The sequence below is a fragment of the Streptomyces sp. NPDC048442 genome, assembly GCF_040651475.1.
GTDB lineage: Bacteria > Actinomycetota > Actinomycetes > Streptomycetales > Streptomycetaceae > Streptomyces.
Window position 1 is genome coordinate 93,944 of sequence record NZ_JBEZKB010000031.1, and the last position, 11,499, is coordinate 105,442.

The following is an 11,499-nucleotide window of genomic DNA, read 5'->3' on the forward strand; positions in this document are numbered from 1 at the left end:
CCAGCTTGGCCGATCCTTCGCGCGGCGAGAGCACTCCCCTCACTCCTCCGGAACGAGCCCCGCCTCGTACGCGAGGATCGCCGCCTGCACGCGGTTCTTGAAGTCGAGCCGGGCCAGGATCTGGCTGACGTACGCCTTCACCGTCCCCTCGACGACATGCAGCCGCCGGGCGATGTCCGCGTTGGAGAGGCCCGCCCCGACCAGGGCGAGCACGTCGCGCTCCCGGCCGGTGAGTTCCTCGACCCGGGCACGGGCGCCGGCCCGCTTGCCCAGCTGCCCCGTCCCCAGGTGCGTGATGACGCGCCGCGCGACGCTCGGTGAGAGGTAGGCGCCGCCCTCGGCGACGGCCCGGACCCCGGCGATGAGTTCGCGCGGGTCCCCCGACTTGAGGACGAACCCGGCCGCCCCCGAACCGAGCGCGCTCGCGATGTACTCGTCCTCGGAGAACGTCGTCAGCATCACGACCGCCGTCTCCGGCAGCACCCGCCGCAGCTCTTCCGCCGCCCGCAGCCCGTCGAGCCGCGGCATCCGGATGTCGAGAAGACAGAGATCGGGCCGGTGCTTCAGCGTGAGCTCGACGGCCTCGCGCCCGTCACCGGCCTCGGCGACGATCTCGATGTCGTCCGCCGAGGAGAGAATGGCCCGCACCCCGGCCCTGATCATCGCTTCGTCGTCCGCCAGCAGTACCCGGATCATGCAGCTCCCCCTCGCTGATCAAGCTCCCGCGGCAGGCTAACGCAAAGGGTCCTGCCCCTCATCCCCGCAAGGGGACGAGGGGCAGGACCCTCAAGGGGCGCACCATAGGGGCGCGGGCAACTGCGCGACCAGCCACGACGAACCCGCGGGCGACGAACAACCCGCCCGGCACCGCCCAGCCCTTAACTCCAGCTGGCGTGCAGCGGCTTACCCTCCGCATACCCGGCGGCACTCTGCACACCGACGATCGCCTTCTCCGCGAACTCCTCAAGAGAAGCCGCACCCGCGTACGTGCAAGAAGACCGCACGCCCGCGACGATCGAGTCGATCAGGTCCTCGACGCCCGGACGGGCCGGGTCGAGGAACATCCGCGAGGTGGAGATGCCCTCCTCGAAGATCGCCTTGCGTGCGCGGTCGTAGGACGACTCCTCGCTCGTGCGGTTCTTGACCGCGCGGGCGGAGGCCATGCCGAAGGACTCCTTGTACCAGCGGCCGTCCGCCGACTGCTGGAGGTCACCGGGGCTCTCGTACGTACCGGCGAACCAGGACCCGATCATGACGTTGGACGCACCGGCGGCCAGCGCCATCGCCACGTCGCGCGGGTGGCGCACTCCACCGTCGGCCCAGACGTGCTTGCCGTGCTTCTTGGCCTCGGCGGCGCACTCCATCACGGCGGAGAACTGCGGCCGGCCGACGCCGGTCATCATGCGGGTGGTGCACATGGCACCGGGGCCCACGCCGACCTTGATGATGTCGGCACCGGCCTCGATCAGGTCCCGCACGCCCTCGGCGGCGACAATGTTGCCCGCCACGATCGGGACCTGCGGGTCGAGGGCGCGCACGGCCTTGACCGCGGCGATCATCGATTCCTGGTGGCCGTGCGCGGTGTCGACGACGAGCGTGTCGACGCCCGCGTCGAGGAGCTGCTTGGCCTTGCCCGCGACGTCACCGTTGATGCCGACGGCGGCGGCGATGCGCAGCTTGCCGTTGGCGTCGGTGGCGGGGGTGTAGAGGGTGGCGCGCAGCGCGCCCTTGCGGGTCAGGATGCCCGCGAGGCGGCCCTCGCTGTCGACGGCGGGGGCGTAGCGGCGGTTGGCGCCGTCGAGCTTGTTGTACGCCTCACGGGGGTCGATGTCCGCGTCGAGCAGTACGAGGTCCTTGGACATGACCTCGGAGAGCTGGGTGAAGCGGTCGACCCCGGCCAGGTCCTGGTCGGTCACGACACCGACGGGACGCAGCTCCGCGTCGACGACGACGCCCGCGTTGTGCGCCCGCTTGGGCAGCAGGGAGAGCGCTTCGGCGACGGTCTGGGTGGGGGCCAGCACGATCGGCGTGTCGAGGACGAGGTGCCGGGTCTTCACCCAGGACACGACCTCGGTGACGACCTCGATCGGGATGTCCTGCGGGATGACGACGAGACCGCCGCGGCGGGCCAGCGTCTCGGCCATGCGGCGGCCCGCGATGGCGGTCATGTTGGCGACGACCAACGGGATCGTGGTGCCGGTGCCGTCGGGGGCGGAAAGGTCCACGCCCTGGCGGGAACCGACCGCGGAGCGGCTCGGCACCATGAAGACGTCGTCGTACGTGAGGTCGTACGGCGGCTTGAGATCGTTGAGGAAACGCACGCGCGGAACATCCAGTCGTTCGGTGTTGGCCCCGGGGCATTTCAGCCCGGGGGAAAACGCACGTACTTGATTCTCCCACGCCTGCCCGGATTTGTGACCTGGGCCGATCCTCCAGGCCGGACGGAATGGCACTGGTCGATGCTCCAAAGCGGGCCGGGACGGCTTTACGGGGGCATGTCCCCGCCCCCGCGAACCCGCCGGAGCACGTTGGCCCGACCGGGGCACGGCACAGTCGCTGGAGGCCCGGGTCGAGAGCCTGGGGCACCCGGGTGGCCGGGCGGCCCGGGTTACTGGGTGGCCGGGTGGCCGGGGTTACTGGATGGCCGGGAGGCCGGGCGCGATCGGCCCGGCTGCGGCGGGCACGGAGCGATCCCGGACACCTAGGGAGACCGACCGACCAGGCGCGAGGAGGCGGGGCCGGCGACGGCCCGACCCCGGACGCCCCAGGATGCGATCGGCGACCCCGGGCACGACCGGCCGACAGGGCCGGGAACGGACGACGTCAAGCACCCGGGTGCGCCCGACCGAGGAGCCGAGGGCTGAGGAGGCGCCCGGCCCAGGGACAAGGGGCGAGGGGCCGAATCGGCGAGCATGCGGGCGGTCGGGCGGGCCGACCGAGCAGGCGGGCAAGCGAGCCGACTGACCGAACGGGCAGACAGGCGAGCCACCCGGCCAACCGGTCAGGCTCAGCCGACTGAGCCCGCCTGCCTGGCCGGCCGACCGGCGGACACGCAGCAACCACGCGGCCCACACCCGCACCATCGCGGCATCGTCGGTGGTCACGGTCGGTGAAAGCGGTCGGCCCCTGCCTGGCGATGGGGGCTGGTAGTGCCCTTCACTCCCGGCTACGCCTGGTGCTTGCCGGATCGGGCCAGCTCGGTGAGCAGGTGTTCCAGAGCGGCGGTGGCGGTGGTACCGGTGGTGGCGACTTCGGGCACGATGTCGCTGGCGGAACGGCGCAGTTCGAGCCATCCGAGGTAAGCGGCGTACGCGACGACTGCCTGACGCCGGGCTGCTGCGGGGGCCAGGCTCAGGTCGGTGTAGAGGTCGGTGAGGTAGGCGATCCGCCGGTCGGTCACCCGGCGCAGGATCGGGGCGACGGCAGGATGATCGGCGTGGGCGACGATCGCGGGCTCCAGGCCGTTGATTTCTTGCTGCCCCAGCGCGGTGGTGAACAGGGTCGTCAGTCGCTGCCGGGGATCGGTGATGTCGTCCAACTCTGAGATCAGGGCAGTGGTGGTGCCCTCTTCCCACACCTCCAGCGCGGCCGTCAACAGTGCATCGCGATCCTTGAAGTGCCAGTAAAAGCTGCCCCGGGTTGTCCCCAGCTCGCCCGCGAGTGCGTTGACCGACACTGCGGCGACTCCGCCGTGTGCCATCGCACGCAGCGCCGCAGTCGACCAGTCCAGGGGTGTGAGGTGCCTTCTCGCCATGTCCGTACAGTACTGTATGGTCACTCCATACAGGGGTGTACGGACGGCATGGGGGGCAGCGTGACGCTGACGAAACTCGCTGGCGGGACGGCTGTGATCGGCCTCAGCGCGGCCGGGGCGCTACACGGGATCTGAGCCTTCTCTCCCTGACCACTGGCTGACCGTGCCAGCTTCGCTCACACAGTCGGCCCACGCCGGAGTTGACGGCCGCGGTAGCGGCTGCACTCGGGGCGGCAGCCCATGCGGCCGCGGCTCAGGCCGAGTTGGTTCCGCAGGTGGTGCCACATCGCTTGGTACGCCAGGGCGTATGGGGCGGCACCTGCGTGCTACTGCGAGGTACGGCAGGTCTGGCCTCCTCCGGCCTGCCCCGTCGGCCGATCGATTTCACCCGCTGGGACCTGGGCACTGCACTCCCCACTGCGTTTGGCGCACGGGGCCAGAAGACTCAAGAACCGTGACAACCGAGGAAGTTGACAATGACCCGATTGATTCCCCGACTGGTAATCGGACTGGCCGCACTGCACTTCGCGGTCGCCCTGATCGCCTCCAGCACCTTCGGCGACATGGCCCGCGACGGATTCTGGAACGCTGCCCCCGGAATTCCGCAGCGTGGGTACGAGATGTGGTTCTTCCTCGCTGGGTTCGGCCTACTCGCCCTGGGCACCCTGAGCGGGCGTATCGTCCGTGACACCGGCAGGCTCCCGGCGCAGCTGGGCTGGTATCTGCTCGCCATCGGTGTGCCGCTCCAGATTCTCCATCCCGTATCCGGCGCGCCCGCACTGATCGTGCTCGGAGTGCTGGCCCTGATCGCGACCCGTCGGAACAGCGCGGAGGAGAGCTGTCGGGCAGCTTCTCCTGGCAACTTCTGACCGTGACAAGTGCTCATGATCCCCTGGAATTGCTCACGGAATCGCGGATCCTACCCCTCCTCCGTCGGCGCCGTTCACGGCACCGAGGTCGGCCTCAGCTCGACCTCGCCGCGTGCCGCGAGGGGCGCGAGCGCGGCGACCGTAACGGACTCGGCGTCGCGCCGAAGTGGCGGCGGGCGTACTCGCGACTGCCGGAGAGGCCGAAGCCGCCCGTGCCGATCGAGAACCAGCCCTGCTCCACCCACGGACTGATCTGGTCCGGCACCGACCACACCAGACGCTGATCGCGCAACGACGGGCCCTGGCACCCCGGCCGGCGCCCGGCTCACGTACGGGCCCGGCGGCCGCCGCCCCTGGTCGCCTCCCCTGCCATCGTGGCGCGTACACCCGGCCCAACTGGTCGCCCAGCAGCCAGAACTGACCGGCCGTCCGCTGCCCGACCGTACATCGAGCAGAAGATGCAGAACTGAATCGTCGGCTCGGCATGCATCGCGTACGACGTCGAGGGTCCAGTCACCGGCGGGTAGTCAACGGTCACCGGAGGCAAACGGGCGCACCCCGCCCCGCCGGTGAGGGCGGGACGGGGTGTGGTGGCGCAGAGCAACCCGAGGGTTACTTCATGAAGCCGACCTTGGTCCAGTCGACGGACGCCATGCCCGGCGAACCGTAGTTGGCGACCTTCTTCTGGACGGCCCAGACGGCCGGGGTCTGGTAGGTCGGCAGGGTGTGGCCCGCGTCCCAGACCAGCTTGTCGACCTCCTGCTGGAGCTTGACCGCCTCTTCCGGGGTCTTCGCGGTGAGCGCCTCGCGGAACTTCGCCTCGCCGCCCGGGGTCACGATCTTGCCGTTGTTCTGGAAGAGCTGCTTGCCCTTCGGGTCGCGGTAGCTGGCGAAGAAGTCGCTGGCCAGACCCGTGTAGCTGGTACTGCGGTAGCTGACCATCTCGAAGTTGCCCGCAGTGATGTACTTGTCGAAGTAGTCGTTCTCCGGCACGTTGTTGATCTTCATGTCGATACCGGCCTGCTTGAGCATGGCCTGCGACGCCGCGTCCTGGCTCTTGATCGTGGCGCTGGCACCAGCCGTCTCAAGGAAGTTGACGACGAGCGGCTTGCCGTCCTTGGTGCGGATCTCGCCGGGGTTCTTGGCCTTCCAGCCCGCCTCGTCCAGCACCTTGCCGGCCGCGGCGATGTCACCCTTGCCGTACTTGCCCGAGTTGTCCTGGTAGCCCTTCTGGTTGCCCATGTAGAAGTGGTTACCAAGGGTCTTGTAGTCGACCGGCATGCCGTTGGCCGGGATGTCGGCCAGCGTCTTGGTGTTGATGGCCAGCTGGATCGCCTGACGCACCTTCACATCGGCCATGTTGCCGTTGGCGCCGAAGACGATGTGGGTCATGTCCCACGGAGCGCCGATACGGAACTCGGTGCCGGGGGTCTTCTTGGTCCGCTTGTAGTAGTCGGCGTTACCGGCCGACACGGCGTCGAGTTCGCGGTTCAGGTAGGCGTCGACGGCCGCGACACGGTCCAGCGCCCGGAAGATAATCTTGTCCAGCTTGGGCTTCTCGCCCCACCACTTCTCGTCCGGGACGAGGGTCACGGTCTGCGAAGCCTTGTCGATCGAGCCGACCTTGTACGGACCGGCCGTCGCAGGGACCTTCTCGACCCAGGCCTTGTTGAACTTCTCGGGCGTGTCGATGAACTTGGCGGGGAGCAGCTGCCAGAACATGGCCTGCCACTGGGAGGTCTGCTTCTTCATCGTGACGACGACCTCCTGGTCGTTCGCCCCGGCCTTGACCGACTCGATATCCTCGTAGCCGGTCGGGTCGACGATCAGGTACTTCTCATCACCGAGCCCGTTCGCCTTCCACATGGCCTCGAAGTCGCGGTAGCTCAGCGCGGTTCCGTCGGACCACTTGGCCTTCGGGTTGATCTTGTACGTGAGGACCTGCTTGCCGCCCTTGTCCCCGGACACGGCGGACTCTATGTAGTCCTTGTCAGGGGTGAAGGCACCCTGCGCGTCCACGTCCCAGACGCTGGGCAGCATCGGCTTGGTCATGGTGGTGCGGTCGCCGAGCCCGCCCTGCACCTGATTGCCGTTGAACTGCGTGATCCAGTTGGCCACCGAGAGGCGAAGCTGGCCGCCCTGCTTGACCTTGTCCGCGGGCTGCGGGTTGATCTCCGAGGCGTGGTCCGCCGTGACCTGCTTCTTCGGCTTGTCGGCCGAATCGTCGGTGGAACCGCCACATGCCGTCAGGAGCATCGAGCCGGTGACGGCGGCGACGACAAAAGCAGCCGCCCTGGTGGTGTTACGCATGAGAACTCCCGTTTTACTGAATCCCACAGACTGAGACGCGTCGGCCGTCTTCGCCCGACGGATCCCGATCGCTGTTGATCCGCGACATTAGGGCGCTCATCTCGGTAAATAAAACGTTGCATGGGCAATCTTTGCCTGATCGAGATCTTGCAGAGGTCCTTTAATCGGACATCACAACCCAGAATGTGGACACCGCAACCGGTGTCGGACCCCGGCTTGCCGCACTCCGTGGCCGCACCACGGAAGCATCATCCCCCCTCAGGTCAGTTGGAGGTCCCGTGCTCGGCTTTCTTACGAAGCGGCTCGGCTATTACATCGTGCTGCTCCTGGTGGCGATCGGGCTGTCGTACGCGCTTGCCGCGTCGGCGCTCAATCCGCGTACCTCCTTCGAAGGCCGCAACCCGAAGCCCCCGGCCGCAGTGGTGGAAGCCCAGCTCACCGAGCTGGGCATCAATGACAAGACGCCGCTCACGGACCGCTTCGGCAGCTGGGCAGCGAACGCCGTGCAGGGCGACTTCGGCAGGACCATCGAAGGCACGTCCGTCAACGAGGAGTTCGGCAACCGCATAGGCGTCTCGCTCCGGCTCCTGCTGGCGGGCACCATCCTCGGCACCGTGATCGGCATCCTCGCCGGCGCATGGGCGGCAATGCGTCAATACCGGTTCTCCGACCGGGCGATGACGATCTTCGCCTTCCTGATCATGTCGACACCCACCCTGGTACTCGCCCTGTTCGTCAAGAACGCCATGGTCTCCATCAACGAATCCACCGGCTCGGACGTTCAGTTCACCGGTGAGACAACCCCCGGCCTGGAGGGCGGCTTCCTCACCCACCTCCTGGACCGCCTGGGCCACTTGATGCTTCCCACCCTGGTCATCGCCGCCATCGCCATCGCCTCGTACAGCCGCTACCAGCGCAACACCATGCTGGACGTGCTCGGTTCGGACTATCTGCGCACCGCACGGGCCAAGGGGCTGCGCCGCAACAAGGCGATCCTCAAGCACGGTCTGCGCACCGCCCTGATCCCGATGTCGACGTTCTTCGCGTACGGATTCCTGGGGCTGCTGACGGGCGCCACCTTCACCGAGAAGATCTTCGGCTGGCACGGCATGGGTGAGTGGCTCGTCGACTCCATCAGCCGTAACGACGTCAACGCCGTCGTGGCGTACAGCCTGTTCGCCGCCGTCATGGTGCTGCTCGCCGGTTTCGTCGCCGACGTACTGCACGCCGCGCTCGACCCCCGGGTCCGCAGTGCGTGACCTCCGCGCCGTACGCATCGACCGAGCCATGACCGTCCCGCAGGGAGCATCCAGCCGATGACCGCCACCGAAACCGCCACCGTCGTCCCCCTCGAAATTCCCACCGCACCAGCGTCTCCATCGAGCCGCGGCAAGGTCGTCTGGGGCCGCTTCTCCGCCCGCAAGGACGCCCTGATCGGCGCCGTCGTGGTGGTGCTGCTGTTCCTGCTCGCCTTCGTGGGGCCGTTCGTCATTCCGTACGAGTACACGGACATCGACTTCACCGCGATGACCCAGCCGCCGTCCGCGGCCCACTGGTTCGGCACCGACCAGATCGGCCGTGACGTCTTCGCGCTCACGGCGCGCGGCATGCAGAAGTCGCTGATGATCGGTCTGCTGGTCGCCCTGTTCTCGACGGTGCTCGCCTCCGCCATCGGCGCCTGCGCCGGTTACTTCGGCGGCTGGGTGGACCGCGTCTCGATGTTCCTGGTCGACCTGATGCTGGTCTTCCCCGCCTTCCTGATCATCTCGGTGATGTCCCCGGTGTTCAAGGAGAGCGGCTGGCTCGCGTTCGTCGCGCTGCTCGCGGTCTTCGGCTGGATGATCACCGCCCGCGTGGTGCGCTCGATGACGCTCTCGCTGAAGGACCAGGAGTTCGTACGGGCCGCCCGGTTCATGGGAGTTCACCCCTTCCGGATCATCCTGCGGCACATCCTGCCGAACCTCGCCTCGTTCCTGATCATCGACGCGACCATCGCCGTCGGTGGCGCGGTCATGGCGGAGACCGGCCTGTCCTACTTCGGCTTCGGTGTGCAGTCCCCCGATGTCTCGCTCGGCACCCTGATCTCCGTGGGCAAGGACTCCGCACTCACCTCGCCCTGGCTCTTCTACCCCGCCGCCCTCGTCCTGGTGATCTTCGTCCTCGCCGTGAACCTGATGGGCGACGGCCTGCGTGACGCCCTCGACCCGACCTCGGACCGCGTCTCCGGCAAGCAGCGCCGCAAGGTCGCCCGCGAGGCCAAGGCCCTGCGTGCCGAGGCCGCCAAGGCCACTGCCCTCACCTCCCCCACTTCCGCCCACGAGACCCCCGGGAGCCGTGCGTGACCACCACCGCCAGCCCCTCCACCGCAGCAGCCGCCACCCCCACGAAGGGTGAGCCGCTGCTCCAGGTCCGCGACCTGAACGTCCGCTTCCAGGGCCCGCAGGGAATCGTCCCCGCGGTCCGAGGGGTCGGTTTCGACCTGCACCGGGGCGAAGTCCTCGGCATCGTGGGCGAGTCGGGGTCGGGCAAGTCCGTGACCTCACTGGCCTCGATGGGTCTGCTGCCGGACACCGCGATCATCACCGGTTCGGTGAAGCTCGACGGCCGGGAGCTGCTCGGCGCTTCCGACCGCGACCTCAGCGACATCCGCGGCAACAAGGTCGCGATGGTCTTCCAGGACCCGCTCTCGGCCTTCACCCCTGTGTACCGGATCGGCGAGCAGATCGTCGAAGCCCTACGTACGCACAACGATCTGAGCAAGGAGAAGGCCGCGGCCCGCGCGGTGGAGCTGCTCGACCTGGTCGGGATCCCGAATCCCAAGGCCCGCGCCCAGTCCTTCCCCCACGAGTTCTCCGGCGGTATGCGCCAGCGCGCGATGATCGCCATGGCCATAGCCAACGACCCGGCGGTGATCCTCGCCGACGAGCCGACCACCGCGCTCGACGTGACGATCCAGGCGCAGGTCCTGGAAGTGCTCAAGACGGCGCAGCGCGAGACCGGCGCCGCGATGATCCTGGTCAGCCACGACCTGGGCGTCATCGCTGGTACGGCGGACCGCATCGCGGTCATGTACGCGGGCCGCATCGTGGAGACCGGCACCGTCGACGAGGTCTTCGAGCGCCCCCGGATGCCGTACACACTGGGCCTGATCGGCGCCGTCCCGCGCATCGACGAGGCCGCCGAGGACGGTGGGCAGGCGTCCCGCAGGCCACTCGTCCCGATCCCCGGCTCTCCCCCGGCCCTGCAGGACCACAAGGGCGGCTGCGCGTTCGCGGGCCGCTGCCCGATGGTGCAGGACCTCTGCCGCACCGAGGACCCGGTCCTCACCGGCAACGACCACCGCGTCGCCTGCCACCGCACCGACGAGATCGTGTCGCAGAACCTCGGCCCGACCGACGTCTACCCCCTCCCCGAGATCCCCCCGCTCGCCGCGGCCGCCGTGCCGCGCGACGAACGCAGGAGCGTCCTGCGCGTCACCGATCTGGTGAAGACCTTCCCGCAGTTCAAGGGCACCGCCTTCAAGCGCCGCGTCGGCAGCGTGTACGCGGTGGACGGCGTCGACCTCGACATCCGGCAGGGCGAGACGCTCGGCCTGGTCGGCGAGTCCGGTTCCGGCAAGTCCACGACGCTCTTCGAGATCCTGAACATGGCCAAGCCGGAGTCGGGGTCGATCGAACTCCTCGGCCAGGACACCGGCTCCCTCGGCCGCGCCGAGCTGCACAAGCTGCGCTCCGCGATGCAGATCGTCTTCCAGGACCCGATGGCGAGCCTCGACCCGCGCATGCCGATCGCCGACGTCATCGCGGAGCCCATGCGGGCGCTGAAGATGGAGAAGGAGAAGATCGCCGAGGTGGTCCCCGACCTCCTCGCGAAGGTCGGTCTCAACCCGGAGTACGCGCAGCGCTTCCCGCACCAGTTCTCCGGCGGCCAGCGCCAGCGCATCGGCATCGCCCGCGCGCTGTCGGTCAATCCGCAGCTCCTCGTCCTGGACGAGCCGGTCTCCGCGCTCGACGTGTCCATCCAGGCCGGCGTGCTCAACCTGCTCCAGCAGCTCAAGGCGGAGCTGGGCCTCTCCTACCTCTTCGTCTCGCACGACCTGTCGGTGATCCGCCACATCGCGGACCGCGTCAGCGTCATGTACCTGGGCCGCACCGTCGAGTCCGGCGACGTCGACACCGTCTTCGACAACCCCCAACACCCTTACACCAAGGCCCTGTTGTCGGCCGTCCCGGTGCCCGACCCGAAGCGGGAGCGGGCCCGGCAGCGGATCCTGCTGCCCGGCGACCCGCCCAGCCCGACCGACAAGCAGACGGGCTGCCGCTTCCGTGGCCGCTGCCCGGTGTTCCTGGCGCTCGGTGCCAAGGAGCAGGAGCGCTGCACCACCGAGACCCCGGCGATGACCTCGCACGCCGCCGACCACCGCGCGGCCTGCCACTTCCCGGAGGCCAAGCCGGCGGCGGAGACCGTGGTGGGCTAGACGACTGCTGGGTTACGAGGAAGGGGCGCGCGGCATGATGCCGCGCGCCCCATCCGCGTTACGGGACCCAAAAAAAGAAGTGCACGGTA

At 68.5% G+C, this 11,499-nt stretch carries 8 protein-coding genes and 1 pseudogene; 4 read left to right on the forward strand and 5 right to left on the reverse strand.

Annotated features, from left to right (window positions below; genetic code table 11):
* Positions 1-39: 39 nt before the first annotated feature.
* From AB0D18_RS34105 to AB0D18_RS34115, 3 genes are all read right to left on the reverse strand, one after another.
* The gene (locus AB0D18_RS34105; protein ID WP_362427622.1) at positions 40-696 is read right to left on the reverse strand and encodes a response regulator transcription factor; all 657 of its coding nucleotides are present in this window, start codon (positions 694-696) and stop codon (positions 40-42) included.
* Between the two features lie 182 nt (positions 697-878).
* Entirely contained in the window at positions 879-2,321 is a 1,443-nt protein-coding gene (locus AB0D18_RS34110; protein ID WP_362427625.1) for a GuaB1 family IMP dehydrogenase-related protein, read from the reverse strand.
* Positions 2,322-3,166: 845 nt separating this feature from the next.
* Entirely contained in the window at positions 3,167-3,754 is a 588-nt protein-coding gene (locus AB0D18_RS34115) for a TetR family transcriptional regulator (RefSeq protein ID WP_362427628.1), read from the reverse strand.
* A 476-nt stretch (positions 3,755-4,230) separates the two neighbouring features.
* Here AB0D18_RS34115 and AB0D18_RS34120 point away from each other — a divergent pair, with 476 nt between their 5' ends.
* The gene (locus AB0D18_RS34120) at positions 4,231-4,623 is read left to right on the forward strand and encodes a DUF6463 family protein (protein WP_362427631.1); all 393 of its coding nucleotides are present in this window, start codon (positions 4,231-4,233) and stop codon (positions 4,621-4,623) included.
* A gap of 74 nt (positions 4,624-4,697) precedes the next feature.
* Here AB0D18_RS34120 and AB0D18_RS34125 read toward each other — a convergent pair.
* Positions 4,698-4,958 (reverse strand): annotated as a pseudogene (locus AB0D18_RS34125) (pyruvate dehydrogenase); the annotation flags it as partial.
* Positions 4,959-5,235: 277 nt separating this feature from the next.
* Complete coding sequence (locus tag AB0D18_RS34130) at positions 5,236-6,933, reverse strand: ABC transporter family substrate-binding protein (RefSeq protein ID WP_362427634.1); 1,698 nt, start codon at positions 6,931-6,933, stop codon at positions 5,236-5,238.
* A gap of 278 nt (positions 6,934-7,211) precedes the next feature.
* On the opposite strand from AB0D18_RS34130, the gene AB0D18_RS34135 reads away from it, so the two are divergent.
* Genes AB0D18_RS34135 through AB0D18_RS34145 form a run of 3 tightly spaced genes read left to right on the forward strand, consistent with a single transcriptional unit; the run spans position 7,212 to position 11,410 of the window.
* Positions 7,212-8,192: an ABC transporter permease gene (locus AB0D18_RS34135; RefSeq protein WP_362427637.1), complete on the forward strand. Its 981-nt coding sequence runs from the start codon at positions 7,212-7,214 to the stop codon at positions 8,190-8,192.
* A gap of 57 nt (positions 8,193-8,249) precedes the next feature.
* Positions 8,250-9,275, forward strand: a complete 1,026-nt coding sequence (locus tag AB0D18_RS34140; protein ID WP_362427640.1) for an ABC transporter permease — start codon at positions 8,250-8,252, stop codon at positions 9,273-9,275.
* On the forward strand, positions 9,272-11,410 hold the full coding sequence (locus AB0D18_RS34145) for an ABC transporter ATP-binding protein (RefSeq protein ID WP_362427643.1): 2,139 nt from the start codon (positions 9,272-9,274) through the stop codon (positions 11,408-11,410). The genes AB0D18_RS34140 and AB0D18_RS34145 overlap by 4 nt, the downstream gene beginning before the upstream one ends.
* Positions 11,411-11,499 lie beyond the last annotated feature (89 nt).